We start from the raw sequence: 26514 nt of genomic DNA, 5'->3' as shown, positions 1-26514 counted from the left end.
ATTCGAATGACTTTTTACTGAATTCGGTCTTTGGGGAGCCCCGATGCGCAAGAATTTTCCGGTCACGACGGTCGAATATCCCGTCAGTGACGAGACGCTGATCGTTTCGCGGACCGATCTCAAGGGCAAGCTCACCTACTTCAACGAGGACTTCATTGCCGCCGCCGGCTTCACGTCGGCGGAACTCATGGGCCAGCCGCACAACATCGTTCGTCATCCCGACATGCCGCCGGAGGCGTTCGACAACCTCTGGGACACGCTGAAGGCCGGCAAGCCCTGGCTCGGCGCGGTGAAGAACCGTCGCAAGAACGGCGACTTCTACTGGGTGCTGGCGACGGCCTCTGCGATCCGCGAAAACGGCGAGGTCAAGGGATATACGTCGATCCGCACAAAACTGCCGGCCGACCAGCGCAAGCTCGCCGAAGAGGTCTATTCTGCGATCCGCGAGAAGAAGCCGCATGGCTATCGCATTGACGCCGGCATCATCCGCCGCCGCTCGTGGCTGGACCGCTTCAGCGTCTTCACCGGGACGCTGAAGGCGCGCCTCTTCACGACGATGGCGCTCCAGGCGCTGTTCATGCTTGCGCTCGGCATCGGCGGCGCGCTCGCCGCCGGCGGTTCGGCCAGCCTGATTCTGGCGGCGCTGGCCGTCGTCGGCGTCGCCATCGTCGGTTTCGCCGGCGTCACGACCATGCGCGCGATCCGGAGACCGATGCAGCAACTCAACGATACTTTGCTGAACCTCGTCCAGGACAAGCTCGACAGCCGCATCGTGATCGAGCGCGACGACGAGATCGGCGAAGCGCTGCGCAACCTCCAGACAGTGCAGACCATCATCCGCTTCAGCCGCGACGAGGTGCAGGCGGTTCAGCGCCGTGCCGAGGCGCAGCGCAAATCCGACATGACCAAGCTCGCAACCGGCTTCGAGGCCGCGATCGGCGAAATCGTCGAGACGGTGTCGTCGGCCGCAACCGAGCTCGAGGCTTCGGCCTCGACGCTGTCCTCGACCGCGGGTCGGGCGCAGGAATTGGCGACGGCGGTCGCAACCGGCTCGGAAGCAGCCTCCACCAATGTCCACTCGGTGGCGTCGGCCGCCGAAGAGATGTCGTCCTCGGTGCGCGAGATCGGCCGCCAGGTGCAGGACTCCTCCCGGATCGCGAGCGAAGCGGTCAGCCAGGCCCATGCCACGACCGAGCGCGTCAGCGAATTGTCGCGGGCCGCATCGCGGATCGGCGACGTCGTCGAGCTCATCAATGCGATCGCCGGCCAGACCAATCTGCTGGCCCTCAACGCCACGATCGAGGCGGCACGTGCGGGCGAGGCCGGACGCGGCTTCGCTGTGGTGGCCTCCGAGGTCAAGGCGCTCGCCGAGCAGACGGCCAAGGCCACCGGCGAGATCGGCCAGCAGGTCGGCGGCATTCAGGCGGCGACCCAGGATTCGGTCACCGCCATCGGCGACATCAGCGGCACCATCGCGCGTCTGTCGGAGATCGCTTCGGCGATTGCGGCAGCCGTGGAGCAGCAGGGCGCGGCAACCCGGGAGATCGCCCGCAACGTTCAGCAGGCCGCCCAAGGCACCCAGCAGGTCTCGTCGAATGTGGGCGACGTCCAGCGCGGTGCCTCCGAAACCGGCTCGGCGTCTTCACAGGTGCTCTCGGCGGCGCAGATGCTGTCGCGCGATTCCAACCGTCTCAAGCTCGAGGTCGGCAAGTTCCTGAGCTCCGTCCGCGCCGCCTGAGGCGGATGGCGCAGGGGGCCGAGATCGGTGCCCCGGACGCAGCGCGGCAGTCCCGGCGATGCGCAGCATCGTCCGGTGTGATGCGCCGCAGCTACGCCACCCGCCACTCCGGCACCCCGTCGGCAGCCACCGTGATCTCGCCGAGCGAGCCGACCGGCGTGCGATCCATGTTGAGCAGATGGGCCAGCGTCGCGCTGTCGCGCGCCGGAATCCGCGCCAGCGTTCGCCGGTCGTGCTCGGTGCGCAGCATGACGACGCCGTGCTCGACCTCGCCGCTGCGGCCATAGAGCACCGTGAAACTCTCCACCTTGCCTTTGCCCGAGGCCTCGTCGACGAACTCCGGCACCGCGCGCTTGTTGCGGTCGGCCTCGCCTTGCACGCTGGTCTCCTGCGCCAGCGCCGCGTGCGGCGGCGCCTTCGCGACCACCAGTGCGTGATGCTTGGTGACGAAGCCGCCCTGGCCATAGAGCAGGCCGAGCCTGGCGCCATCGCGCAGCCGCCGCACCATCGCGCAGGCCGCATGCGTCATGTAGGTGTTGAGCGGCGCGCCGAAGAAGGTGAGCCCGCCGGTCACGGTCGGCTGCACGTCGGCGGAAAGCCCGAGCGTCCGCCGCGCCATCTTGGGCACGCAAGGGAAGCAGCTGTAGAGCTCGATCGCGTCGAACGTCTTGCCGTCGCCGCCGGCAAGGTCCATCACGGCTTGCAGCACCGCGTTCTGCGGATGGCTTTCGTAGAACTGGTCGCGCAACAGATAATCGCGCGGCTCCTCCGCCGAGGCGCCGCCGAGCGGATAGACCAGTCGGTCCTCCGCGATCCCGGCCGCACGGGCCTTGGCAAGGCTGGTGAGCAGCAGCGCGCCGCCCATGTTGACGCTGGGATTGGCGACCATCAGCTTGTTGTAGGGCCAGGCGATCAGGCGATTGTCCGCGGTCGGTGTCGTGATCTCCTCCGGCGCATAGCGCCGCTTCAGCCAGGCATTGGGATTTTGCGCGGCGGCTTGCGAATAGCGCGACCACAGCACGCCGGACTCGGCCATCGCCTCGCGCGGCGTCTGGCCCCAATGTGCGGAGGAGGCGGCCTCGTAGAACGGATAGACCGTGACGGGTCGGAACACGCCGAGCTTCACCGCCAGCGGCTTCTGGAACGCCGCGCCGCGCTTGGGCTCCTCGACGTCATGGGCGAACGGGGTCCATGGCAGCTTGACGCCGGCACGTTCCGCCTTGGTCGCGGTCGACTGCGCTTCCGCGCCGCAGACCGCGGCGACCGTGCACTCGCCGCGCGCGATGCGCTTGGCGGCTTCGTGGATGTAGCGGATCGGGCTCTCGCCGCCGACCGGGCCGTAATAGCAATGCGCGGGCGTGACGCCGAGGCGCTGCGCCAACAGCTGCTCGGGATCGCGATAGCGCCAGCTCAGGAAGTTGACGACATCGAGCGACTGCACCTCGCCAAGCAGTTTTGCACCGGCGTCCGCCTCCGCGCGCCGCAGCGCCTGTTCGAGCAGATCGAGCGGTTCGAGGCCTTCAGTGATCTCCTTCGGGCGATCGACGATCTCGCCGACGCCGACGATGACGGGGATGAGGTCAGGGGGAACAGTCGTCATTGTTCTGCTGCTTCACTCTCTCAAATATCTCCGACCTCATCCTGAGGAGCCTGCGAAGCAGGCGTCTCGAAGGATGGGCCGCGGGCTCTCATGGTTCGAGACGGCGCTTGCGCGCCTCCTCACCATGAGGGTCTACACCTACTCCGCCACCAGCGCATTCATGTGCTCGACCGCTTCGGCGAACTCTTCCTTGAACTCCTGCACCACGGCGCCGGCGGACTTGACGCTGTCGATCAGGCCGACGCCCTGGCCGACGAAATAGCTGACGAGATCGCGCGCCCGTGCGTTGCCGCTCGCTGCGGCACGGTCGATCGAATTGAAGGCGTCGCGGCTAAGGATGCTTTGCAGCGGCATCGGCAGCGCGCCCGGGCTGTCCGGCGCGCGGTCCCAGGCGTCGGTCCAGACCGAGCGGAGCTGCCGCGCCGGCTTGCCGGTGCGGCCCTTGGAGCGCACGGCGTCGCGCGAGGACGCCGCGATCATCTTCTCGCGGAATATCTCGCTGGTCTCGGATTCGACGGTCGCCAGCCACACCGAGCCGGTCCAGGCGCCGGCCGCGCCCATCGCCATGCAGGCCGCCATCTGCCGGCCCGTCATGATGCCGCCGGCCGCCAGCACCGGCACGTCGCGGATCTTTCTGATCGCCTTGATCACCTCGGGCACCAGCACCATGGTCGAGACCTCGCCGCAATGGCCGCCGGCCTCGGTGCCCTGCACCACGAGAATGTCGACACCTGCCGCGACCTGGCGCAGCGCGTGCTCCTTGGCGCCGACGAGCGCTGCGACCGGCACCCCGTGTGTCTTGCCCATCTCGATCATCGCCTTGGGCGGCACGCCCAGCGCGTTGGCGATCAGGCGGATCGGATGATTGAAGGAAACTTCGAGCAGCTGCAGCGCGGTTTTTCCGTCGAACGGCTGCGGTTGATCGGCTGCGACCTCCGTGGTCGTGAGCTCGATGTCGTATTTCTTCAGCAGATCGCGCGTGTAGTTGCGATGCTCCTGCGGCACGCGAGCCTCCAGGCTCTTCCAGGTGACGTCCTTCTCGCCCGCGGTCGAGATGTTCTCGGGGATCAGCACGTCGATGCCGTAGGGCTTGCCGTCGATGTGATCGTCGATCCATTTCAGCTCGCGTTCGAGCGTATCGGGGGTGTGCACGGTGGCACCCAGCACGCCGAAGCCGCCGGCGCGGCTGACGGCGGCGACGACGTCGCGGCAATGGCTGAAGGCCAGCAGCGGGAACTCGATTCCCAGCATGTCGCAGATCGGCGATTTCATGGCTCTCTCCCGGCGGCGTCGGCGTTTTCGTTGTTTTCGCTGGCAAAGCAAAGTGACGCGAGCCGATCGATGACATGCCGGATTCGGCGAGGCATCTTGTGCGTAGACGTCGCGCTCGTCCCGCAGGCCGTTGCGTCCCGGATGAGGCCGGTCATTCCGGGGCTCGCGTCAGCGAGAACCCGGAATCCATTTTTCGGAGCATTCCTGGCGGAGCGATGGATTCCGGGCTCGCCCTGCGGGCGCCCCGGAATGACGGGGAGGGAGCCTGCCATGACGAAACGTGAAGTTGCCCGGTTCGGGAATGCATTCGGCGCCCTTGTCATTCGGCATTCGCGGTCTAATTAATGCAGACGCATCTTTCCGCCGGAGCCCCGCATGACCGACGCCCCCGCCTACGTGCCGCCCAAAGTCTGGACCTGGAACAAGGAGAATGGCGGGCAGTTCGCCAGCATCAACCGCCCGATCGCCGGCCCAACTCACGACAAGGAGCTGCCGGTCGGCAAGCATCCGCTTCAGCTCTATTCGCTGGCCACCCCGAACGGGGTGAAGGCCACGGTGATGCTGGAGGAGCTTTTGGCGCTCGGCCACAAGGGCGCCGAATACGACGCCTGGCTGATCAGGATCGGCAATGGCGACCAGTTCGGCAGCGGTTTTGTCGACATCAACCCGAACTCGAAGATCCCCGCCCTGATGGACCGCTCGGGTCCGGAGCCGATCCGGGTGTTCGAATCCGGCTCGATCCTGTTCTATCTCGCCGAGAAGTTCGGCGCCTTCCTGCCGAAGGACATCAAGACCCGCACCGAGGCGATGTCCTGGCTGTTCTGGCAGATGGGCAGCGCGCCCTATCTCGGCGGCGGCTTCGGCCATTTCTACGCCTACGCGCCGTTCAAGATCGAATACGCCATCGATCGTTTCGCGATGGAGACCAAGCGCCAGCTCGACGTGCTCGATCGGCGCCTTGCCGACAACGAATATCTCGCGGGCAAGGAATACACGATCGCCGACATGGCGGTGTGGCCCTGGTACGGTGCGCTCGCCAAGGGGCTGGTCTATGGCGCCGGCGAATTCCTGTCGGTGCAGGACTACAAGAACGTGCAGCGCTGGACCGACCAGATCGCCCAGCGTCCCGCCGTGAAGCGCGGCCGCATGGTCAACCGCGTCTCGGGCGACCCCGCCAGCCAGCTCCACGAGCGCCACGACGCCAGCGATTTCGAGACCAAAACCCAGGACAAGATCGAGGCCGCGACGACTGCGTAACGCCGCGCGCGGATGTGCGTAGGGTGGGCGAAGCGACTTGTCCGCCGTAGCTCGAAGAGAAGGCGGAAGCGTGCCCACCACCTCTCGCGTTGGCCGCGACGGTGGGCACGGCACGCGAAGTGCGCGCCTTTGCCCACCCTACGGCATCTCGTCGATCACGCCATGCTCAGCTCGTGACGTCCCACCACCATCCAATGCACCTCGTCCGGACCGTCCGCAAAGCGCAGGTGCCGCACGTCCTGATACATCTCCGCGAGCGGGGTCCAGTGCGAGATGCCGGTGGCGCCGTGCATCTGGATCGCCTGGTCGATGATCTTGCAGGCGCGCTCCGGCACCATGGCCTTGACCATGGAGACCCAGACGCGGGCCTCCTTGTTGCCGAGCACGTCCATCGCCTTGGCGGCCTTCAGCACCATCAGCCGCATCGCCTCGATCTCGCAGCGCGCCTGGGCGATGATCTGCATGTTGCCGCCGAGATGGGCGATCTTCTTGCCGAAGGCCTCGCGGGTGAGGCCGCGCTGCACCATCAGATCGAGCGCCTTCTCGGCCTTGCCGATGGTGCGCATGCAGTGATGGATGCGGCCCGGGCCGAGACGGAGCTGCGAGATCTCGAAGCCGCGGCCTTCGCCGAGCAGCATGTTCTCCTTCGGGACGCGCACATTGTTGAAGCGCATGTGCATGTGGCCGCGTGGGGCGTGGTCCTGCCCAAACACGTACATCGGGCCGAGCACCTCGACGCCCGGCGTGTCGCGCGGCACCAGGATCTGCGACTGCTGCTTGCTCGGCGCGGCATCCGGATTGGTCTTCACCATCACGATGAGGATCTTGCAGCGGGGGTCGCCGAGACCGGAGATGTAGTATTTCTCGCCGTTGATGACCCATTCGTCGCCGACCAGCTTTGCGGTGGTCGAGATGTTCTTGGCGTCGGAGGAGGCGACGTTCGGCTCGGTCATGACATAGGCCGAACGGATCTCGCCGTTGAGCAGCGGCTTCAGCCACTTCTCCTTCTGCTCCTTGGTGCCGACGCGCTCCAGCACCTCCATGTTGCCGGTGTCGGGCGCCGAGCAGTTCATCGTCTCTGACGCCAGCGGGCTCTTGCCGAGTTCGGCGGCGATATAGGCGTAGTCGAGGTTCTTCAGGCCCTGGCCGGTCTCGTCATCGGGCAGGAAGAAGTTCCAGAGGCCTTCCTGCTTGGCCTTGTTCTTGGCCTTCTCCAGCACCTCGAGCTGCTTCGGCGTGAAGCTCCAGCGGTCCTCCTTGCCTTCGCCCGCCTTGGCGAACTCGATCGACATCGGCTCCACGGTGTCGCGGATGAATTTCCTGACATGATCGTAGAGCGGTCGGACCTGCTCCGACATCCGCAAGTCGTTGAGCTCGTCGCCGGGATTGAGGGTGTAGTTGGTGGTGCGGGGAATGTAGGTGTGTTTTGTCATTGTTCCTCCCGGGGACGCAGAGATTGTTCTGGGCGCAAGAATAGTCGCGGCGCGGCCAAAGTGCGAGCGCGCATTTTTTCGCGCCGAGCCCTGCCACGCGATGGAATATCGCGAGGGCGTTTGAAATGTTGTTTGAACGGGGGCGGCGCGAGTGGGCTGGAGCGCCGTCAGATCCCCAGGACTCCGTCAATGCGAGCGCAGCGACTTGTCCGCCGAAGCCTTCGGCGAAGGCGGAAGCAATCCAGAATCTTACCTCGGCGGCAGTCTGGATTGCTTCGTCGCAAGAGCTCCTCGCAATGACGAGGAGAGTCCGGTCGGCCTCACGCCGGCATCCGATGCATCGCGCAGATCTTGTTGCCGTCGAGATCGCGCAAGTAAGCCAGATACAGCTTGCCGCCAGGGCCCTGACGCACGCCGGGCGGATCCTCGATCGACTTCCCGCCGGCCGCAATGCCGGCTGCGTGCCAGGCGTCGACCTGCTCCGGGGAATTGGCGGCGAAGCCGATCGTGCCGCCGTTCGCGCAGGTCGCCGGCTCGCCGTTGATCGGCTTCGACACCGAGAACACGCCGGTCTTGGTGATGTAGAAGATGCGATGGCCGTCGACCCTGGCCGGCCGGACCTCGAGCGTGCTCAGCAGATTGTCGTAGAACGTCTTGGCCTTGTCGAGATCGTTGGTGCCGATCATGACGTGTGAGAACATGTGCCCATTCCCTTCTGCGCTTTTGAAATCAGATGCCGCGGGGTGGGCAAAGCGCAGCGTACCCACCATGGCATCCGGAAATGCTAATGGTGGGCACGGCGCAAGCGCGCCTTTGCCCACCCTACGAAATCTCAATACGCCGTATAGCCGCCGTCGATCACGAACGTATCGGCGGTGTGATACGACGAGGCCTTGCTCATCAGATATACCGCGATGCCGCCGAAATCGCTCGGCTCGCCGAAACGGCGCTGCGGAATGCGGGGCATCACGTTGGCGACGAACTTGTCGTTGGCCATGAGACCGGATGTCATGTCGCTCTTGATCCAGCCGGGCAGGATCGCGTTCGCGGTGACGCCGTGGCGGGCGAGCTCGACGCCGAGCGCGCGAACCAGCGCGTTGATCGCAGCCTTGGTCGCGGCGTAATGCTCGTTGCGCGCGGTGCCGAAGATCGAGGCGAGACTCGATGTCGCAACCAGCCGGCCGAAGGCATCGCCGGCATTGGCGCGCTCGGTCATGTGCCTTGCCGCGGCCTGGAAGGCGTGGAACACGCCGTCGAGATTGGTCGCGAACATCGTGCGCCATTCCTCCTCGGTGCGCTCGATGAACGAGCGCCGGCCGCCGCCGCCGATGCCGGCATTGGCGAAGCAGCCGTCGACCCGGCCAAAAATGTCGAGCGTCGCCTTCATCGCTGCGTTCACCGAGGCCGGGTCGGTGACGTCGCAAACGCGGGTGTCGACCTTGCCGGGGAGCCCGGCCATGCTCGCGGCAGCCACCTTGTTCTTGTCGGGATTGCGGCCCCAGATCGAGACGTTGCAGCCTTGGGCCGCGAGCGCCTGCGCGATGCCGAGGCCGATGCCGCCATTGCCGCCGGTGATCACGGCGACGCGGCCGGTGAGGTCGAAAATAGACATGGCGCGTTTCCTGTTTTTTGGTCTGCGGCCAACCAGCCGCTGCGCGCAAGATTGCTTGCTATGCTCGGATCACCATGGACAAGACCGCGCCAAAAATCAAATATGCGCCCCGGCAAAACGAATTCCGGGCTGCGAAACTGGCGCAGGCCTCAACTGACGAGGAAACCATGCAGTTCAAACACGTCACGCTCGATTTCGATGGTTCGGTCGCAATCCTCAAGCTCGACCATCAGGAGGTGATGAACGCGGTCTCCGTGGACATGCTGGGCGGCCTTGCCGAAGCGCTCGATACGATCGAGGAGAAGAAGGACGAGGTGCGCTGCGTGGTGCTGACCGGCGCAGGCCGCGCCTTCTGCACCGGCGCCAATCTGCAAGGGCGCAACAGCCAGTCGAAGAAGACCAAGGCCGGCCTGACGCTGGAGACCGGCTTTCACCCCTTCCTGCGCCGCATCCGCAATCTGCATTGCCCGATCGTCACCGCGGTCAACGGCCCGGCGGCGGGCGCCGGCATGAGCTTCGCGCTGCTCGGCGACATGATCTTGTGCGCGCGTTCCTCCTATTTCCTTCAGGCGTTCCGGCGCATCGGCCTCGTGCCGGATTGCGGCTCGACCTGGCTGCTGCCGCGCCTCGTCGGCCGCGCGCGTTCGATCGAATTGTCGCTGATGGGCGAACGGCTGCCGGCCGAGAAGGCGCTGGAATGGGGCCTCGTCAATCGCGTCTATGACGACGGCGTGCTGATGGAGGAGGCGATGAAGCTCGCGCGCGAGCTCGCCAGCGGGCCGACGGTCGCGCTGTCGCTGATCCGCAAGCTCTATTGGGACAGCCCGGAAAATTCCTTCGAGGATCAGCTCAACCTCGAATTCCAGTGCCAGCTTCGCGCCGGCGACACCCAGGATTTCCGCGAGGGCGTCGGCGCGTTCCTGGAGAAGCGGCCCGCGCAGTTCAAAGGCAAATGATCGAGGCCGAGCTTTCACGCAGCGTCAGGCGCTGGTGCAAGGGCGCGACCGGCACGACCTGCGCGGCCAAATTGTCGGGCGGCGCCAGCCAGGAAACCTGGCGCTTCGACATCACCCATCCCGATGGCGTGATCGGCGCGATCCTGCGGCGCTCGCCGAAGGGTTATGGCGCAGCGCCGACGCGCGCGGCGGGCCTTGCCGCCGAGGCGCAGCTGATGCAGCTCGCTTTCGAGGCCGGCGTGCCGTCGCCGCGCGTGATGCACGTGCTGGTGCCGGAGGACGACCTCGGCACCGGCTTCATCATGCAAAGGGTCGAAGGCGAGACCATCGCGCGCAAGATTCTTCGCGATGACGAGTTTGCCGCGGCGCGGCCGCATCTGGCGCGGCAGATCGGCGGCATTCTCGCTGCCCTGCATCGATTGCCGAAGGACAAGTTGCCCGAGCTGCGCAGCAGGTCGGCGACGCAGGAGATTGCCGAGTTCGAGCGCGACTATCGCAGCCTGAACTGGCCCAAGCCCGTGTTCGAGCTGGCGCTGCGCTGGCTGCGCGACCACGATCCCGGCCCATCCGCCGAGACCACGCTGGTGCACGGCGATTTCCGCAACGGCAATCTCATCATCGGCGCCGACGGCGTGCGCGCCGTGCTGGACTGGGAGCTGGCCCATCTCGGCGATCCCATGGAGGACCTCGGCTGGGTCTGCGTCAATTCCTGGCGTTTCGGCGAGATCGACAGGCCCGTCGGCGGCTTCGGCTCGCGCGAGGAGCTGTTTGCAGGCTATGAGTCGGCGGGCCGCAAGGTCGACCCCGAACGCGTCAAGTTCTGGGAGGTGATGGGCACACTGCGCTGGGGCATCATGTGCGGCGGCATGATGCAGCGGTTCCGCGAGGGGCCCGACCATTCGATGGAGCGCGCCATGATCGGCCGCCGCGCCTCCGAAACCGAGATCGATCTGTTGCGGCTCCTGGCGCCGCGCGGGAGCTGACACATGCAGGACGAGCCGACCCCGATCGAGCTGACCAAGTCGGTCGCCGATTTCCTCCGCAGCGACATCACGCCGCTGATCTCCGGCCACCAGGCCTTCAAGCTGCGCGTTGCCATCAACATCCTCGATCTCGTGACGCGGCAGCTGACGCGGGAAGAGGGCAGCGATGCTGCGGAAGTCGAGCGGTTGCGTGCGCTGCTCGGTAGGGACGGCTCGGTCATGGAGCTGAACCGCGCACTCGCCGAGCGAATAGCGAAAGGCGAGATTGATCTGGCAACGCCAGGCCTCGCCGAGCATCTGTGGGCGACCACGATGGACAAGCTCGCCGTCGATCAGCCGAACTACGCGTCCTACAAAAGGGAGCTAGAGCGGGGTGGGTAGGTCTCTCCGCCGTCATTGCGAGGAGCGCAGCGACGAAGCAATCCAGAGTGTTCCCGCAGAGGCAGCCTGGATTGCTTCGCTGCGCTCGCAATGACGGTGTTGAGGCAGGCGCGCCACTCTCTCCCGTCATTCCGGGGCGTCGCACAGCGACGAACCCGGAATCCATTCATCTGCGCGTTCTGCCGCCTAATGGATTCCGGGCTCGCGCCTGTCGGCGCGCCCCGGAATGACGAGCGGAGAGAAACGCGGTCACTTCCCCACCCATTTCGGCGGCCGCTTCTCCGAGAAGGCCTTCGGGCCCTCGATGTAATCCTGCGAGGCCACCATCGCCTGCACCGCCGGATAATCCCGCTGCTCCGCGATCGCCTGTTCCAGCGAGACGCCCAGCCCCTTCTGGATCGCCTGCTTGGACGCCCGGATCGACATCGGCGAGTTCTTGCCGATCATCTCGGCCCAGCGTAGCGCGGCGGAAAGCGCCTCGCCCTGCGGCACCACCTCGTTGACGAAGCCGAGCTCGAAACCTTCCCGGGCGCTGACATGGCGCGCGGTGAGGATCATGCCCATGGCGCGCTTGAGGCCGATCTGCCGCGGCAGCCGGTGCAGCCCGCCGGCGAGCGCGGCAAGGCCGACGCGCGGCTCTGGCAGGGCGAAGGTCGCGTTCTCCGAGGCGATGATGAGGTCGCAGGCAAGCGCGATCTCGAAGCCGCCGCCCATGGCGACGCCGTTCACCGCCGCGATGATCGGCTTGTCGCAGTCGAAGCGCGAGGTGAGGCCGGCAAAGCCGCCCTTGTCCCAGCCCCGTTTGCCGCCGGCCGCCTGCCATTTCAGATCGTTGCCGGCGCAGAACGCCTTGTCGCCGCTGCCGGTGACGATCGCGATCCACTGCTCGGGATCTCCTGAGAAATCGTCGAACACCTTTTGCAGCTCGAAATGCGCGTCGGTGTGCAGCGCGTTGTAGACCTCGGGCCGCGACAGCGTCACGATCGTGATCGGTCCCTTGCGTTCCACCTTGGAAAATTTCAGCTCCATCGCGCGCTCCCCGCATTTTCTCGTGAAGGAATGTTGGCGTCATACTACCGCGCCTCAGTGCATGGGCACCATCGAATTGCGCTGGTGCGCCTTGCGTAGCCGTCACGTCTCGCCTTGCTTGACTTGCACGCGCTCTTCTCCGCTTAATCGCGAGAAGCAAGAATGCGCCCAGCGCCTTAACGCAAAACGATAAAATCAATCCGGGAGAGAACCTGTGGATTTCTCATTGCCTGCCGATCTCGTCGCCTATCTCGGAGAGCTCGACCGCTTCATCGCACGCGAGATCAAGCCGCTGGAGGAAGCCGACGACAACATCCGCTTCTTCGATCATCGCCGCGAATGGGCACGCACCGATTTCGAGAACGGCGGCCTGCCGCGGCACGAATGGGAAGCGCTGCTGCGCAAGGCCAAGGATCTCGCCGATGCCGCCGGCCATCTGCGCTTTCCGGTGCCGAAGCAATATGGCGGCAAGGACGGCTCCAACCTGTGGATGGCCGTGATCCGCGAGCACTTCGCCGCCAAGGGCCTCGGCCTGCACAACGACCTCCAGAACGAGCACTCCATCGTCGGCAATTTCCCCCTCGTCACCATGCTCGACCGCTATGGCCGCGACGACCAGAAGGCGATGATCGACGGCTCGATCAAGGGCAAGTACCGCATCACCTTCGGCCTCACCGAGCCGCATCACGGCTCGGACGCCACCCACATGGAGACGCGCGCGGTACCGGCGACCCGCGACAACGTCAAGGGCTGGATCATCAACGGCGAGAAGATGTGGACCACCGGCATGCATGTCGCCACCCACTGCGCGCTGTTTGCACGCACGTCGGGCAATGACGGCGATGCCCGCGGCATCACGTGCTTCCTGGTGCCGGCCAAGAGCCACGGCGTCAAGGTCGAGGAGTACATGTGGACCTTCAACATGCCGACCGATCATCCGCGCGTCAGTTTCACCGACGTCTTCGTGCCGGAAGATGCGCTGTTCGGCGAGGTCGGCCGCGGCCTGTCGCTGGCGCAGTGCTTCGTGCACCAGAACCGCATCCGGCAGGCGGCGAGCTCGCTCGGCGCCGCCGTCTACTGCATCAACGAGAGCGTGAAGTACGCGCGCGAGCGAAAGCCGTTCGGCAGGGCGCTGGCGGAAAACCAGGCGATCCAGTTCCCGCTGGTCGAACTCGCCACGCAAGCCGAGATGCTGCGCCTGTTGATCCGCAAGACCGCCTGGGAGATGGATCAGCTCACCGAGGAGCAGATCGAGCGCACGCTCTCCGACCGCGTCTCGATGTGCAATTACTGGGCAAACCGCCTCTGCTGCGAATCCGCCGACCGCGCCATGCAGGTCCATGGCGGCATGGGCTATTCACGCCACAAGCCGTTCGAGCACATCTATCGCCATCATCGCCGCTACCGCATCACCGAGGGCAGCGAGGAGATCCAGATGCGCAAGGTGGCGGGATTCCTGTTCGGCTATATGGGGCCGGGGAAGCGCTAAGGCTTGCACCGCTCTCGTAGGGTGGGCAAAGCGCAAGCGTGCCCACCACTTCTGTCGCGATCATGAAAGAATGGTGGGCACGGTGCTTTGCGCCTTTGCCCACCCTACGAGACCGCGGATCAATTCACCCGCCGGTCCTTCCCCGCCCAGTACGGCTCGCGCAACTGCCGCCGCAGGATCTTGCCTGAGGGATTGCGCGGCAGCGCCGGCAGGAACTCCACGCTCTTCGGCGTCTTGTAGCCGGCGATGCGCGTCCGGGTGAAGTTGATGATGTCGGTGGCGCTCGCCTGCTTGCCCGGCTTCATCACCACGACCGCCTTCACCGCCTCGCCCCATTTGTCGTCGGGCACGCCGATCACGGCGGCCTCGGCGACATCAGGATGATCGCACAGCGCGCTCTCGACCTCGGCCGGGTAGATGTTCTCGCCGCCGGAGATGATCATGTCCTTGATGCGGTCGTGGATGTAGAGGTAGCCGTCCTCGTCCATGTAGCCGGCATCGCCGGTGCGCAGCCAGCCGTCACTGCGCAGCGTCGCGGCAGTGGCCTCCGGCAGGTTCCAGTAGCCCGCCATGTTGGAGCCCGAGCGCGTCGCGATCTCGCCGACCTGGCGCGGCGGCAACGGCTTGCCGTCAACGTCCAGGATAGCGATCTCGACGCCCGGCAGCGCCTTGCCGGCCGAGCGCATCCGCTCCAGCCCCTCGACGTGATCCTCCGGCGGCAGCGCGACGATGGTGCCCGTCGTCTCCGTCATCCCATACAGCTGCACGAAGCCGCATTTGAAGACCTCGATGCATTCCTTCAGCAGCGCCGCGGGAATCGGCGAGGCGCCGTACAGCATGTATTTCAGCCGCGAGAAATCCACCGTCCTGGCGCGCGGCTGCCGCACCACGAATTGCATCGCCGCCGGCACCATGAACAGTTTCGTGATGCCCGACTGCTCGAAGAAGTCCAGCACCTTGGTCGGATCGAACTCGCGTGCGATCACGCCGCGGACGCCGTGATAGAGTCCCATCACGCCCCAGCCCGAGCCGCCGATGTGGAACACCGGCATCGCCACCAGCGAGACGTCGTCGGTCGACCACCGGTTCCACTCCGGCTTGTCCTCGGCATTGCCGGATTGCACCAAATTGAGGAAGTTGGCGTGGCTCAGCATCGCGCCCTTCGGCTTGCCTGTCGTGCCCGACGTGTAGAGCTGGATCGCGATGTCCTTGGCATCGATCGGCACCTTCGGGTCGTCGCCGCTCTGCGCATCGCGCCAGGCCGCAAAGTCCTGCCATTCCGGCGCGCCGCCCTCGGTGGCGATGATGGTGCGCACGCCAGGAATCTGGTCCCTGATCTGGCGGACCTGCGTGATGAACTCCGGTCCGACGAATAGCACCGGCGCCTTGCAGTCTTCGACGATGAAGGCGACCTCGGGCCCGGCAAGCCGCCAGTTCACCGGCGCCATCACCACGCCGGCCTTCATCGCGCCCATCAAGAGCTCGAAATAGAGATCGCTGTTCTTGCCGAGATAGGCGATGCGGTCGCCGCGTCTGACGCCCATCGCAAGAAGCGCGTTGGCGACCTTGTTGGTCCTGATATCGAACTCGGCAAAGCTGGTGAGGCGGCCTTCGAACTCGTAGGCGATGGCATCGCCGCGGCTCTTCGCACGCTCGCGCACCATATCGGCGAGGTTCGCCAATGGCTGTGTGGACATGTTTCTCCCGTGACGTCTTGTTCTTATGCCCGGGAGTGTGGCGTCATCCGCGAGTAAAGACAATACGCGAGAAGGCAAGCTGTCGTCCCGGACAAGCGCGCCATAGGCGCGCGCAGATCCGGGACCCATAATCACAGGAAGTGGTTTGGCGAAGACTCGGAGTTACCGACTCGCGCGACACTGCTCCCTGTGGCTATGGGTCCCCGCGTTCGCGGGGACGACAGGTGAGGGCGGGGCGAAAGCGCTAGGCCCTTACATATGCGCGCACTCGCAACGCGTCCTCACCCCCGCTTCGCCCGGTCCTTCTCGTTCTGCGCCATGATGCTGTCGCGCGCGGTTTTCCAGTCGTCGTCGCTCCAGTCGCGGAGCTGGTAGAAATTGCCGCCCATCGCGAGCGCCTGGGCGCCGTCCATGGCGATGGTCTCGCCGTTGATCCAGTCGCAGCCGCCGGAGATCAGGAAAACGGCAAGGTTCTGCAATTCCTCCATGGTGCCGACGCGGCCCATCGGGTTCAATGCCCTGGTGCGCGCGCCGGCCTCGTCGCCGGGCTTGATGCGCTTGCTCATGCCCTCGGTCGGGATCTCGCCGGGCGCGATGGTGTTGAGGCGGATGCCGTAGCGGCCCCATTCGGTGGCGAGCGACATCGTCATGGCGTGGATCGCCGATTTGCTCATCGCCGACGGCACCACGTAAGGCGAGCCGTTGCGCACCCAGGTCACGGTGATCGAGACGACGTTGCCGGGCTGCTTGTCCGCGATCCAGCGCTTGCCGACCGCATGGGTCACGTAGAACGTGCCGTGCATGACGATGTTGGCGACGGCGTCGAAGCCGCGCGGCGACAGTTCCTCGGTGCGCGAGATGAAATTGCCCGCGGCGTTGTTGATGAGGTCGGTGAGGCCGCCGTCGCGAAAGATGTTCTCCACCATCTCCTCGACCGCGACGGCGTTGCGGATGTCGACGCCGTGGCTGGTGACGCGGCCGCCATAGAGATCCATCAGCTCGGTCGCGGTCTCGTCGCACACGATCTTGCGGCGGCCGCAGATGTGCACCTCGGCGCCGAGTTGCAGGAAGCGCGCCGCCATCGACTTGCCGAGACCGGTGCCGCCGCCGGTCACGAGAATGCGCCGGCCGGCCAGAAGATTTTCTTGGAACATGGTGGTTTCCCCCGTAGGGATTGTCAGTTAATTGGTCGATTGACTAAATCTGGCCGCCAGCGTCCTGTAAAGCGGGAACCGGTCAAGCACAGGGGAGAATTCGTCCATGGAAGATCGCGTCTCGATCTCGATCTCGGAAGGCGTCGCCGACGTGCGCCTGGTGCGCGCCGACAAGATGAACGCGCTGGATCAGGCCATGTTCGAGGCGCTTGTCGCCGCAACCGAGCGGCTTTCCAAGGAAAAAGGCCTGCGCGCCGTCGTGCTCTCCGGCGAGGGCCGCGCCTTCTGCGCCGGGCTCGACATGGGACGTTTTGCCGCCATGAAGGAGAAGGGCGGCAACGGAATTCCGGGTGGCGAAAATCGCGATCTCACCAAGCGCACCCACGGCCAGGCGAACTTTGCGCAACAGGCGGTGTGGGGCTGGCGCCAGCTTCCGGTGCCGGTGATCGCGGCCGTGCACGGCGTTGCCTTCGGCGGCGGCTTCCAGCTCTCGCTCGGCGCCGACATGCGCTTTCTCTCGGCGGATGCGCGGATGTCGATCATGGAGATCAAATGGGGCCTCGTGCCCGACATGGCAGGCACGCCGATCCTCGCGAGCCTCGTGCGCGACGACATCCTGCGCGATCTCACCTACACCGGCCGCATCTTCTCTGCGCAGGAAGCGATGACATACGGTCTCGCCACGCGCATCTGCGACGACCCGCGCGCGGCCGCTCTCGAGACCGCGCGCGAGATCGCGGGAAAAAGCCCCGATGCGATCCGCGCCGCCAAGCGGATGCTGAACAATCTCTCGGTCGATCCGGGTCCGGCGCTGCTCGCCGAGTCGGTCGAGCAGCAGAAGCTGATCGGCAGCCCGAACCAGACCGAAGCGGTGCGCGCCAACATCGAGAAGCGCGCGCCGAATTTTGCGGATTGATGGTCTCTCCGTCATGGCCGGGCTTGTCCCGGCCATCCACGTTCTTGATGCAAGCGATGAACCAAGGACGTGGATCACCGGGACGAGCCCGGTGATGACGGCCAACTGACACCGTCGCTGACAACAAAGAAGAACAACAATGAGCGAAACGTCTGACTTCCTCGGCATCGTCTGCGGCGACCGCCGACGCACCCACGCTGAAATCGCCGCCCGCGCCGACCGCATCGCCTCCGGCCTCGCCAAGCTCGGCGTCCGCCCGGGCGATTGCGTCTGCATGCTGATGCGCAACGACATCGCCTTCCTGGAAGCCGCCTACGCCGCGATGCGGCTCGGTGCCTATGGCGTGCCGATCAACTGGCACTTCAAGCCGGAGGAGATCAACTACATCCTTGGCGACACCGGCACCTACGTGCTGATCGGCCATGCCGACATGCTGCACGCCCTGCGCGATGCGATCCCTGCGGGCGTCACCGTGCTCAGCGTGCCGACACCGCCGGAGATCCTGTCCAGCTACAGGATCGATCCGGATCAACTGACGACGCCAGGCTTCGCGATCGATTTCGAATCCTGGCTCGCGCAGCACCCGCCCTATGACGGCCCGGTGGTGCCGCAGCCGATGAACATGATCTACACGTCGGGCACGACCGGCCATCCCAAGGGCGTGCGGCGCAACGCGCCGACGCCGGAGCAGCAGGCGGCCGGCGAGCGCATGCGCGCGATGATCTACGGGCTCAAGCCCGGCGCCCGTGCGCTGCTGCCGGGCCCGCTCTATCATTCCGCGCCGAATTCCTTCGGCATCCGCGCCGGCAAGCTCGGCGGCGCATTGGTGCTGATGCCGCGCTTCGAAGCGGAGGAGTTTCTGGAAGCGATCGAGCGCTACAGGGTCGACACCATCTTCATGGTGCCGACCATGTTCATCCGCCTGATGAAGCTGCCGGAAGCGGTGCGCAGGAGGTACGACGTCTCCTCGCTGCGCCACGTCATTCACGCCGCCGCGCCGTGCCCGGCCGACGTCAAGCGCGCCATGATCGAATGGTGGGGGCCGGTGATCTACGAATTCTACGGCTCGACCGAATCCAGTGCCGTCACCTTCGCGACCTCGGAGGACGCGCTGAAGAAGCCCGGCACGGTCGGCAAGATCTCGCCCGGCGCCGAGCTGCGCTTCCTCGGTGAGGACGGCCACGTGCTCGGCGTCGGCGAGATCGGCGAGATCTATTCCCGCATGGCCGAGCTTGCCGATTTCACCTACCACAACAAGCCGGACAAGCGCGCCGAGATCGACCGCGACGGCTTCATCACCTCCGGCGATGTCGGCTATATCGACGAAGACGGCTACGTCTTCATCTGCGACCGCAAGCGCGACATGGTGATCTCGGGCGGCGTCAACATCTATCCGGCCGAGATCGAGTCCGTGCTGCACGCCGTGCCCGGTGTGCACGATTGCGCCGTGTTCGGCATCCCCGATGCCGAGTTCGGCGAGGCGCTGATGGCCGTGGTCGAGCCGCAAGCCGGCGTCACGCTCGAGGCCGCCGATGTCCGCGCCGCGCTGAAGGCGCATCTGGCCGACTACAAGGTGCCCAAGCACATCGAGATCCGAACCGGCCTGCCACGCGAAGATTCCGGAAAGATCTTCAAGCGCCGCCTGCGCGATCCCTATTGGGAGCAGGCGGGTCGGAAGATCTGAGGCGGTGCCGTCGGATCGGTAAAGCCGCAGTCTCGTAGGGTGGGCAAAGCGTCCGCCGTAGCTCGAAGAGCGAAGGCGGAGGCGTGCCCACCAAATTCGCTTACGGAGACAGATCGTGGGCACGGCGCAACGCGCCTTTGCCCACCCTACGAGACAACGGATGGGGAAAACACTGTCATGACCGATGAAGCCGTTCATGGAGAACCGCGAGCCGAAATTCGAGGGGCGGTAGCGGGAGACCGGGCGAGGCCGTCTTAGCAGAGACAGATTTCGTGCCTATATGGGCGGTGTCACTGTTTTCTGGATCATGCCATGGCCCCCGTTTCCATTCTCCTCAACATCCTCTGGATCCTCATCGGCGGCGCCTGGATGGCGTTCGGCTGGGTGATCGCCGCGGTCATCATGGCCATCACCATCGTCGGCCTGCCCTGGGCGCGGGCGGCATTCAACATCGCCGTCTACACGCTGCTGCCGTTCGGCTCGCGAGCAGTCAGCCGCTACGAGGTGACCGGTGTCGAGGATATCGGCACCGGCCCGCTCGGGGTGATCGGCAACATCATCTGGTTCGTGCTCGCCGGCTGGTGGCTGGCGCTCGGCCACGTCCTGACGGCCTTGGTGCTCGCCGTCACCATCATCGGCATTCCCTTCGCCTGGGCTCACCTCAAGCTCGCAGGCATCGCGCTGTGGCCGATCGGCAAGGTGATCGTGCCGGCTTGAGGCGCGCGCGGACCGCGCGAGCGCCGCTTTGACCCGTAGCACGTTTGAGGTTGGCTGAAGGACACGATGCTCCCGCCTCTGATCGATGTCGGAAGGAGCCAAGGATGCTGGGGAACGCGAAGGTGGCCACCCGTCTTCCCGCCAAGGATTTGGACCGGGCGCGGGCGTTCTATTCCGAGAAGCTCGGGCTCGACCCGGTCGAACAGCGCGAAGGTGGACTGCGCTACGTCTGCGCCAGCGGCGAGTTCGCGATATTCGTCTCGGCCGGCGTGCAATCCGGCACGCACACCCAGATGGGCTTCGAAGTCGAGGACATCGAGGCCGCGGTGCGGGAGCTTCGCGCCCGCGGAGTCAAGTTCGAGGAATACGACCTGCCCGGGCTGAAGACCGTGAACGGGATCGCCGACATCGCCGGCAATTACGCAAGCAAGGGCGTCGGCGAGAGAGGCGCCTGGTTCCGCGACAGCGAAGGCAACCTTCTTGGAATCGGGCAGCCTGTTCGGAGCTGATAGCTCATAGCATGGGCGGAGCGTGCTGCTCAGCCGCTTCTCGCCTCCCAATCCCTCGCGCTGCCCGACAGGCAAAACACGCCACATCCAGGTCAAGGGACAGGTCCGCAAAATATTCTGATTGACCGAAATCATCGTTTCGGCTAAACCGCATTCCATCCCGGCCCGCCAAAAGGGGCGTTTCGCGATCGTCACGATACGTTGGCCGGGATGCGATGGACGCGGCAGCGCCGGCGCGTGACGGGATGGCAGGGCGGGCGCGGCCTGTGAGCCGTCACGATCCGCGGCACGACACGGCGCGGTCAAAGCGTTTCTTTTCGGCGTCGGGGGCGAGCACGCGCGAGCTTCCGGCTGTCCGGGGAGAAACGTCCGCGGACGGCAAAAGCGTGTGGTCCTGACGCCCGCAGGCTGGCGTCAAGGCTTGCGGTGATGAAGCCGCCCGACCGGGCGCGCGCATCGATCAGCCGCAAGGCGACGGGGGCAATAGTGCATCGCTCCCCGGGGAGAGCGCGCCATAAGCCGTAACACCATTGCGCAGGGAAGGCCGGGAGCCCGGCATCACCTGTGGTCAACCCCGCGTGCGTCTTGTCGCGTGCGGATCTCGGGTGCCAGCCGGCGCCCGGCCTTCCCTGCGCCCTTTCTTCTCGATGGGGCGAAACCGACAGCAAAGCTCGGGCGGAACGCGCCGCGAGGCCGCAAAGGTGTGTGTTTGGGATGAGATTGCAGCTCTCGTGCCCCGGACGCGGCGCATCACGCCGCGTCTTCGTGGCGTGGTGCGCTGCTGAGCCGGGGCCCATCTCTCCACGTGTACCGTGTGGCCTCCTGAGTCCCGGCTCTGCGCAGCAGCGTTGCACGCTGCAGCGCGTCCGGGACACGAGGCGCCAGTGTGCGCCGCGCCAACTTCATCTTGCGCTGCGGTAGAAAAATATCGCACACTCGGCCGTGCCGGGCATCCAAGCGAGCTCGAACCAAGGAGCGAGCCATGTCCCTCCAGACCGTACCCGAGGCCACCGAGCATCGTCCCAACCGCCCTGAGGACGTCCAGGTCACGGAGGCCGAGGCGCGGCTGCGGGACGACATCCGCCTGCTCGGGCGCATCCTCGGCGACACCGTGCGCGACCAGGAGGGCGCCGATGTGTTCGAGCTGGTCGAGCGCATCCGCCAGACCTCGATCCGCTTTCACCGCGACGAGGACCGGCTCGCCCGCCGCGAGCTCGAGCAGATCCTCGACAGCATGTCGACGTCGGAAACGGTGCGGATCGTCCGCGCCTTCAGCTATTTCTCCCACCTCGCCAACATCGCCGAGGACCAGAACAACATTCGCCAGATGCGCGCCCGCAGCGCGGGCAAGAATGGCGGTTCGGGTGTGCTGGCGGAAACGCTCGCCCACGCCAAGGCGGCGGGTATCAGCGCCGACGGCTTGCGCGACTTTTTCAAGACCGCGCTGGTCAGCCCGGTGCTGACCGCGCATCCGACCGAGGTGCGCCGCAAGAGCACCATGGACCGCGAGATGGAGGTCGCGCGCCTGCTCGACCGCCGCGAGCGCGTGGCGCTGACGGCCGAGGAGGCTGATGCCAGCGACGAGCAGCTCCGCCGCGAGGTGCTGACGCTGTGGCAGACCAATCTCCTGCGCCGGACCAAGCTCACCGTGCTCGATGAGGTCGCCAACGGCCTGTCATTCTACGACTACACCTTCCTGCGCGAAGTGCCGCGGCTGCTCAACGCGCTGGAAGACCGGCTGGAGGAGGGCGGCGAGCAGGCCTCCGCCGAGCTCGCCTCGTTCCTGCGCATGGGCAGCTGGATCGGCGGCGACCGCGACGGCAATCCCTTCGTCACAGCCGACGTCATGCGCGGCACGCTGCGGCTGCAGTCGAGCCGGGTGATGCAGTTCTATCTGGAAGAGCTGCACGTGCTCGGCTCGGAATTGTCGATCGCGGCGCATCTCGCCGACGTCTCGGAAGAGCTGCGCAACCTGGCGGAGCGCTCGCCGGACACCTCGCCGCACCGGAGCGGCGAGCCTTATCGCCTGGCGGTCTCCGGCATCTATGCGCGCCTGACCGCGACAGCCGAAAAGCTCGAGGTCGAGATCACGCGCCGGCCGGTCGGCAAGGGTGCGCCCTACGCCAGCGTGAAGGAACTGCAGGCCGATCTCGACGTGCTGCACCGCTCGCTGATCTCCAACAATGCCCGCGTCATCGCCCGCGGCCGGCTGCGGCTGCTCCGGCGCGCGGTGGACTGCTTCGGCTTCCACCTCGCCCGGCTCGACATCCGCCAGAACTCCGCGGTGCACGAACGCACCATCGCCGAGCTGATGGATGCCGCCAATCCCGGCATGTCCTATCTCGCGCTCGGCGAGGACGCGCGCATTTCGCTGCTCACGAACGAGCTGCGCTCGACGCGCGCGCTGGTGTCGCCCTTCGTCAAGTATAGCGACGAGACCATGGGCGAGCTCAACGTGTTCCATGCCGCGGCGGAAGCGCACGCGAAGTTCGGCTCGGACGCCATTCCCCAATGCATCATCTCGATGTGCAAGGGCATGTCCGACATGCTCGAGGTCGCGGTGCTCTTGAAGGAGGTCGGCCTCGTCCATCCCTCCGGCCGCAGCGCCATCAACATCGTGCCGCTGTTCGAAACCATCGAGGATCTGCAGGCCTCATCCGGTATCATGGACCGCATGCTGTCGCTGCACGATTACCGGCGTCTCGTCGACAGCCGCGGCAGCGTGCAGGAGGTCATGCTCGGCTATTCGGACTCGAACAAGGACGGCGGATTCGTCACCTCCGGCTGGGAGCTCTACAAGGCCGAGATCAACCTCGTCGAGGTGTTCGAGCGACATCACGTGCGGCTGCGCCTGTTTCACGGCCGCGGCGGCTCGGTCGGCCGCGGCGGCGGGCCGAGCTATGATGCCATCATCGCGCAGCCCGGCGGCGCGGTGAACGGTCAGATCCGCATCACCGAGCAGGGCGAGATCATCTCGTCGAAATATTCCAACGCCGAGGTCGGCCGCAACAATCTGGAGATCCTCGCCGCAGCGACGCTGGAGGCGAGCCTGTTGCATCCGCGCCAGAGCGCGCCGCGCCGCGAATATCTGACCGCGATGGACGAATTGTCGAACCTCGCCTTCAAGGCCTATCGCGGCCTCGTCTACGAGACCGAAGGCTTCGTCGACTACTTCTGGTCCTCGACCGTCATCAACGAGATCGCGACACTGAACATCGGCAGCCGTCCGGCCTCGCGCAAGAAGACCCGGGCGATCGAGGATCTGCGCGCGATTCCCTGGGTGTTCTCCTGGGCGCAGTGCCGGCTGATGCTGCCGGGCTGGTACGGTTTTGGCAGCGCGGTCGAGCAGTGGATCGCGGAGCACCCCGACAAGGGCATGCCGTTCCTGAAAGAGCTCTACAGCGAATGGCCGTTCTTCCGCATGCTGCTGTCGAACATGGACATGGTGCTGGCGAAGAGCTCGATCGCGATCGCCTCGCGCTATGCCGAGCTCGTGCCCGACGAAGCCTTGCGGGAAAAGATCTTCGGCCGCATCCGCCGCGAATGGCACGCCTCGATCGAGAGCCTGCTCGACATCATGGGCCAGGACCGGCTGCTGCAGGGCAATCCGCTGCTGGAGCGTTCCGTGCGCCACCGCTTCCCCTATCTCGATCCGCTCAACCACGTGCAGGTCGAGCTCTTGAAAGAGCACCGCGCGCAGAACCCGGACGAGCAGGTGCTGCGCGGGATTCAGCTAACCATCAACGGCATCTCGGCGGGCTTGCGGAATACGGGGTAATTTGGGCTGTCGTTCCGGGGCGCCTGAAGGGCGAACCCGGAACCTCGAGATTCCGGGTTCGGCTCTTCGAGCCGCCCCGGAATGACATCATTGATAGACAACCACCCTTACACCGGATCCCAGGTGAAGATGTCGGCGGAGCGGTCGAGCTTGTAGAACGAGCCCTTCAGTGCCGGCATGCCGTGTTCCGCGATCGATTGCGGCGTCCAGCCTTCGCTCCGCTGCACCGAGCGGATCGGGCGGTTCTGGCTGAACAGGAAGATCTCGTTCATGCGCACGCCGAAGATCTGCCCGGTGACGTCCTTGGCGGAATCGCCGAGCAGATAGCCGCAGAGCGGCGCGATCTTCTCCGGGCCCATCTGCTTGATCTTTTCGACCCGCGCCTTCTCGGCCTCGGTCTCGGTCGGGATGGTGCCGATCATGCGGGTCCAGGCGAACGGCGAGACGCAGTTGGAGCGGACGTTGAAGCGGCCCATGTCGAGCGCGATCGACTTGGAGAGCCCGACAATGCCGAGCTTGGCCGCGGCGTAGTTGGCCTGGCCGAAATTGCCGATCAGGCCCGAGGTCGAGGTGAAGTGCACGAAGGAGCCGCTCTCCTGCTCGCGGAAGATCCGCGCCGCGGCGTGGCTGACATAGAACGAGCCCATCAGATGTACCTTGATGACGGCCTCGAACGCCTCCACGCTCATCTTGTGGAAGATCATGTCGCGCAAGATGCCGGCATTGTTGACGACGCCGTCGAGCCGGCCGAAATGATCGGTCGCGGTCTTGACGATCTTGCTGGCCGGAATCGCTTCCGCGACGCTCTCGAAGTTCGCAACCGCCGTGCCGCCGCGCTTCTTGATCTCCTCGACCACCTCCTCGGCCGGCGCCGCGTTCGCGCCGGCGCCGTCGGAGGCACTGCCGGGATCGTTGACGACGACCTTGGCGCCTTCCGCCGCACACAGCAGCGCGATCTCGCGCCCGATGCCGCGGCCTGCGCCGGTGACGATGATGACCTTGTCTTGCAGTGACTTGCTCATGTGGGTTCTCCGCTATCCATTCGAAATTCCGTTGTCATTCCGGGGCGCGCCCCTTGGCGCGAGCCCGGAATCCATGTCTCCGCCGTCGCTTGCTGCACGATGGATTCCGGGCTCGCGCTGCGCGCGCCCCGGAATGACGGCGCGTTACCTCTCGTTCGTAAACACGATCGTGCCACTTGCCGCGAACATGCCGCCGACGCCGTGGCACACCGAAATCCTCGCGTTCGGCACCTGCGCCGGCGCGATGCCGCGCATTTGCCGCACGCTCTCCTGCAGCGCGTACATGCCGTACATGCCCGAATGCATGTAGCTCAATCCGCCGCCATTGGTGTTGAGCGGGAGCTTAGCCCCGGGCCGGGTATTGCCGTCCGCGATGAACTTTCCGGTCTCCTCATAGGGCATGAAGCCGAGGTCGCCGAGCCCGAACAGCGGCAGATGCGCGAACGCATCATAGATCATGAGATGATCGACGTCCTCGTGCGCGATGCCGGCCTCCCTGAAGGCCAGGGGCCCTGCGGTCTTGAACGCGCGCGAGGAATTGAAGGTCTCCATCTGGCTGACCATCGGCGTCTCCACGCTCTCCCCGGTGCCCATGATGTAGACCGGCCTCCGCGGAAAATCCCTGGCGCGGTCGGCCGAGGTCAGGATCAGCGCGCCGCCGCCGTCGGTGACGAGGCAGCATTGCAGCAGACGGAACGGATAGGCGATCATGCGCGAGTTGAGCACGTCGGCGACCGTGATCGGCTCCTTCATCATAGCACGCGGATTCTTCGCCGCCCATTCCCGCTGCACCACGGCTACCGAAGCAAGCTGCTCGTGGGTGATGCCCCAGGTCTTCATGAAGCGCAGCACGGGGATGGGGAACATGCTGGGCGGCCCATAGACGCCGTAGGGCGCCTCGAACTGGCCGTTGAGGCTGTCGGCCGGCGTCGAGCGCGGCAATTTGCCGATCATCGACTTGCCGCTCTCGGCGTGGGTGATCAGCACGGTCTTGCAGAGGCCGGCCTCGATCGCGGCGGCGGCATGGCGGACGTGCAGCATGAAGGAGCAGCCGCCGACCGATGTGCCGTCGACCCAGGTCGGCTTGATGCCGAGATAATGGCAGACCTGCTGCGGCGTCTCGACCGCGGTGGCAAAGCCGTCGATATCGGACAGCTTCAGCCCGGCGTCCGCGATGGCGTTGAGCGCGGCATCCGCGTGCAGCTGGAGCTGCGAGGCGCTGGGGATGATTCCGAGCTCGGTGGTCTCGGCCGCGCCGACGACGGCAACCTGGTTCTTGCGCATGGC

General features: G+C 65.6%; 21 protein-coding genes. 11 read left to right on the top strand and 10 right to left on the bottom strand.

Annotation, left to right across the window (positions count from 1 at the left end; all coding sequences use genetic code 11):
- The first annotated feature begins 43 nt into the window (after window positions 1–43).
- Window positions 44–1738, top strand: a complete 1695-nt coding sequence (locus tag D6B98_RS07755; RefSeq protein WP_126256415.1) for a methyl-accepting chemotaxis protein — start codon at window positions 44–46, stop codon at window positions 1736–1738.
- Window positions 1739–1829: 91 nt separating this feature from the next.
- On the opposite strand, the gene D6B98_RS07750 is transcribed toward D6B98_RS07755, so the two are convergent.
- Both D6B98_RS07750 and D6B98_RS07745 read right to left on the bottom strand, forming a co-directional pair.
- The gene (locus tag D6B98_RS07750) at window positions 1830–3338 is read right to left on the bottom strand and encodes an acetyl-CoA acetyltransferase (RefSeq protein WP_126256414.1); all 1509 of its coding nucleotides are present in this window, start codon (window positions 3336–3338) and stop codon (window positions 1830–1832) included.
- A 138-nt stretch (window positions 3339–3476) separates the two neighbouring features.
- Entirely contained in the window at window positions 3477–4610 is a 1134-nt protein-coding gene (locus D6B98_RS07745; RefSeq protein ID WP_126256413.1) for a nitronate monooxygenase, read from the bottom strand.
- 375 nt (window positions 4611–4985) lie between these two features.
- Between D6B98_RS07745 and yghU the strand changes: the two genes are divergently transcribed.
- On the top strand, window positions 4986–5867 hold the full coding sequence (gene yghU / locus D6B98_RS07740; RefSeq protein ID WP_126256412.1) for a glutathione-dependent disulfide-bond oxidoreductase: 882 nt from the start codon (window positions 4986–4988) through the stop codon (window positions 5865–5867).
- 155 nt (window positions 5868–6022) lie between these two features.
- Here the strand turns inward: yghU and D6B98_RS07735 are convergent, their stop codons facing one another.
- The 3 genes from D6B98_RS07735 to D6B98_RS07725 form a co-directional block, all read right to left on the bottom strand.
- A complete protein-coding gene (locus tag D6B98_RS07735; RefSeq protein ID WP_126256411.1) occupies window positions 6023–7300 on the bottom strand; it encodes an acyl-CoA dehydrogenase family protein in 1278 nt (425 codons plus the stop codon).
- 320 nt (window positions 7301–7620) lie between these two features.
- Window positions 7621–8001, bottom strand: a complete 381-nt coding sequence (locus D6B98_RS07730) for a VOC family protein (RefSeq protein ID WP_164718460.1) — start codon at window positions 7999–8001, stop codon at window positions 7621–7623.
- 131 nt (window positions 8002–8132) lie between these two features.
- Window positions 8133–8912 (bottom strand): SDR family NAD(P)-dependent oxidoreductase, encoded by a 780-nt coding sequence (locus D6B98_RS07725; protein ID WP_126256409.1) that lies wholly within the window; start codon window positions 8910–8912, stop codon window positions 8133–8135.
- 167 nt (window positions 8913–9079) lie between these two features.
- On the opposite strand from D6B98_RS07725, the gene D6B98_RS07720 reads away from it, so the two are divergent.
- Genes D6B98_RS07720 through D6B98_RS07710 form a run of 3 tightly spaced genes read left to right on the top strand, consistent with a single transcriptional unit; the run spans window position 9080 to window position 11232 of the window.
- A complete protein-coding gene (locus tag D6B98_RS07720) occupies window positions 9080–9868 on the top strand; it encodes an enoyl-CoA hydratase/isomerase (protein WP_126256408.1) in 789 nt (262 codons plus the stop codon).
- Window positions 9865–10851: a phosphotransferase family protein gene (locus tag D6B98_RS07715; protein ID WP_126256407.1), complete on the top strand. Its 987-nt coding sequence runs from the start codon at window positions 9865–9867 to the stop codon at window positions 10849–10851. The genes D6B98_RS07720 and D6B98_RS07715 overlap by 4 nt, the downstream gene beginning before the upstream one ends.
- Before the next feature lie 3 nt (window positions 10852–10854).
- Window positions 10855–11232: a DUF6285 domain-containing protein gene (locus D6B98_RS07710; RefSeq protein WP_126256406.1), complete on the top strand. Its 378-nt coding sequence runs from the start codon at window positions 10855–10857 to the stop codon at window positions 11230–11232.
- Between the two features lie 249 nt (window positions 11233–11481).
- On the opposite strand, the gene D6B98_RS07705 is transcribed toward D6B98_RS07710, so the two are convergent.
- Entirely contained in the window at window positions 11482–12261 is a 780-nt protein-coding gene (locus D6B98_RS07705) for an enoyl-CoA hydratase-related protein (protein WP_126256405.1), read from the bottom strand.
- Window positions 12262–12475: 214 nt separating this feature from the next.
- Here D6B98_RS07705 and D6B98_RS07700 point away from each other — a divergent pair, with 214 nt between their 5' ends.
- A complete protein-coding gene (locus tag D6B98_RS07700) occupies window positions 12476–13750 on the top strand; it encodes an acyl-CoA dehydrogenase family protein (RefSeq protein WP_126256404.1) in 1275 nt (424 codons plus the stop codon).
- Between the two features lie 119 nt (window positions 13751–13869).
- On the opposite strand, the gene D6B98_RS07695 is transcribed toward D6B98_RS07700, so the two are convergent.
- Window positions 13870–15447, bottom strand: coding sequence for a fatty acid--CoA ligase (locus tag D6B98_RS07695; RefSeq protein ID WP_126256403.1), 1578 nt, complete (start codon window positions 15445–15447; stop codon window positions 13870–13872).
- A gap of 281 nt (window positions 15448–15728) precedes the next feature.
- Window positions 15729–16601 (bottom strand): SDR family oxidoreductase, encoded by an 873-nt coding sequence (locus D6B98_RS07690; RefSeq protein WP_126256402.1) that lies wholly within the window; start codon window positions 16599–16601, stop codon window positions 15729–15731.
- Between the two features lie 106 nt (window positions 16602–16707).
- Between D6B98_RS07690 and D6B98_RS07685 the strand changes: the two genes are divergently transcribed.
- The 5 genes from D6B98_RS07685 (at window position 16708) to ppc (ending at window position 24205) form a co-directional block, all read left to right on the top strand.
- On the top strand, window positions 16708–17517 hold the full coding sequence (locus D6B98_RS07685) for a crotonase/enoyl-CoA hydratase family protein (RefSeq protein ID WP_126256401.1): 810 nt from the start codon (window positions 16708–16710) through the stop codon (window positions 17515–17517).
- A 139-nt stretch (window positions 17518–17656) separates the two neighbouring features.
- Window positions 17657–19201, top strand: coding sequence for an acyl-CoA synthetase (locus D6B98_RS07680; RefSeq protein WP_126256400.1), 1545 nt, complete (start codon window positions 17657–17659; stop codon window positions 19199–19201).
- Between the two features lie 312 nt (window positions 19202–19513).
- A complete protein-coding gene (locus D6B98_RS07675; RefSeq protein ID WP_126256399.1) occupies window positions 19514–19918 on the top strand; it encodes a YccF domain-containing protein in 405 nt (134 codons plus the stop codon).
- Between the two features lie 104 nt (window positions 19919–20022).
- The gene (locus tag D6B98_RS07670) at window positions 20023–20427 is read left to right on the top strand and encodes a VOC family protein (protein ID WP_126256398.1); all 405 of its coding nucleotides are present in this window, start codon (window positions 20023–20025) and stop codon (window positions 20425–20427) included.
- Window positions 20428–21409: 982 nt separating this feature from the next.
- Window positions 21410–24205 (top strand): phosphoenolpyruvate carboxylase, encoded by a 2796-nt coding sequence (gene ppc, locus D6B98_RS07665; RefSeq protein ID WP_126256397.1) that lies wholly within the window; start codon window positions 21410–21412, stop codon window positions 24203–24205.
- 107 nt (window positions 24206–24312) lie between these two features.
- Here the strand turns inward: ppc and D6B98_RS07660 are convergent, their stop codons facing one another.
- Together D6B98_RS07660 and D6B98_RS07655 are read right to left on the bottom strand one after the other, a co-directional pair.
- On the bottom strand, window positions 24313–25227 hold the full coding sequence (locus tag D6B98_RS07660) for an SDR family NAD(P)-dependent oxidoreductase (protein WP_126256396.1): 915 nt from the start codon (window positions 25225–25227) through the stop codon (window positions 24313–24315).
- A gap of 144 nt (window positions 25228–25371) precedes the next feature.
- Window positions 25372–26511, bottom strand: a complete 1140-nt coding sequence (locus D6B98_RS07655) for a thiolase C-terminal domain-containing protein (protein WP_126256395.1) — start codon at window positions 26509–26511, stop codon at window positions 25372–25374.
- Window positions 26512–26514: the final 3 nt, after the last annotated feature.

The organism is Bradyrhizobium sp. LVM 105, from assembly GCF_003957705.1.
Taxonomy (GTDB): domain Bacteria; phylum Pseudomonadota; class Alphaproteobacteria; order Rhizobiales; family Xanthobacteraceae; genus Bradyrhizobium; species Bradyrhizobium frederickii.
Note: the sequence above shows the minus strand (reverse complement) of the source record. Positions and strands in the feature narration are given on the sequence as shown.

What these genes read in the sequence shown, in the direction of transcription:
- D6B98_RS07715 (WP_126256407.1), top strand. Translation starts at nt 9,865, where the DNA reads ATGATCGAGGCCGAGCTTTCACGCAGCGTCAGGCGCTGGTGCAAGGGC.
- D6B98_RS07755 (WP_126256415.1), top strand. Translation starts at nt 44, where the DNA reads ATGCGCAAGAATTTTCCGGTCACGACGGTCGAATATCCCGTCAGTGAC.
- D6B98_RS07735 (WP_126256411.1), bottom strand. Translation starts at nt 7,300, where the DNA reads ATGACAAAACACACCTACATTCCCCGCACCACCAACTACACCCTCAAT.
- D6B98_RS07725 (WP_126256409.1), bottom strand. Translation starts at nt 8,912, where the DNA reads ATGTCTATTTTCGACCTCACCGGCCGCGTCGCCGTGATCACCGGCGGC.
- D6B98_RS07710 (WP_126256406.1), top strand. Translation starts at nt 10,855, where the DNA reads ATGCAGGACGAGCCGACCCCGATCGAGCTGACCAAGTCGGTCGCCGAT.
- D6B98_RS07680 (WP_126256400.1), top strand. Translation starts at nt 17,657, where the DNA reads ATGAGCGAAACGTCTGACTTCCTCGGCATCGTCTGCGGCGACCGCCGA.
- D6B98_RS07745 (WP_126256413.1), bottom strand. Translation starts at nt 4,610, where the DNA reads ATGAAATCGCCGATCTGCGACATGCTGGGAATCGAGTTCCCGCTGCTG.
- yghU (WP_126256412.1), top strand. Translation starts at nt 4,986, where the DNA reads ATGACCGACGCCCCCGCCTACGTGCCGCCCAAAGTCTGGACCTGGAAC.
- D6B98_RS07675 (WP_126256399.1), top strand. Translation starts at nt 19,514, where the DNA reads ATGGCCCCCGTTTCCATTCTCCTCAACATCCTCTGGATCCTCATCGGC.
- D6B98_RS07695 (WP_126256403.1), bottom strand. Translation starts at nt 15,447, where the DNA reads ATGTCCACACAGCCATTGGCGAACCTCGCCGATATGGTGCGCGAGCGT.
- D6B98_RS07660 (WP_126256396.1), bottom strand. Translation starts at nt 25,227, where the DNA reads ATGAGCAAGTCACTGCAAGACAAGGTCATCATCGTCACCGGCGCAGGC.
- D6B98_RS07720 (WP_126256408.1), top strand. Translation starts at nt 9,080, where the DNA reads ATGCAGTTCAAACACGTCACGCTCGATTTCGATGGTTCGGTCGCAATC.
- D6B98_RS07690 (WP_126256402.1), bottom strand. Translation starts at nt 16,601, where the DNA reads ATGTTCCAAGAAAATCTTCTGGCCGGCCGGCGCATTCTCGTGACCGGC.
- D6B98_RS07670 (WP_126256398.1), top strand. Translation starts at nt 20,023, where the DNA reads ATGCTGGGGAACGCGAAGGTGGCCACCCGTCTTCCCGCCAAGGATTTG.
- ppc (WP_126256397.1), top strand. Translation starts at nt 21,410, where the DNA reads ATGTCCCTCCAGACCGTACCCGAGGCCACCGAGCATCGTCCCAACCGC.
- D6B98_RS07750 (WP_126256414.1), bottom strand. Translation starts at nt 3,338, where the DNA reads ATGACGACTGTTCCCCCTGACCTCATCCCCGTCATCGTCGGCGTCGGC.
- D6B98_RS07730 (WP_164718460.1), bottom strand. Translation starts at nt 8,001, where the DNA reads ATGTTCTCACACGTCATGATCGGCACCAACGATCTCGACAAGGCCAAG.
- D6B98_RS07685 (WP_126256401.1), top strand. Translation starts at nt 16,708, where the DNA reads ATGGAAGATCGCGTCTCGATCTCGATCTCGGAAGGCGTCGCCGACGTG.
- D6B98_RS07705 (WP_126256405.1), bottom strand. Translation starts at nt 12,261, where the DNA reads ATGGAGCTGAAATTTTCCAAGGTGGAACGCAAGGGACCGATCACGATC.
- D6B98_RS07655 (WP_126256395.1), bottom strand. Translation starts at nt 26,511, where the DNA reads ATGCGCAAGAACCAGGTTGCCGTCGTCGGCGCGGCCGAGACCACCGAG.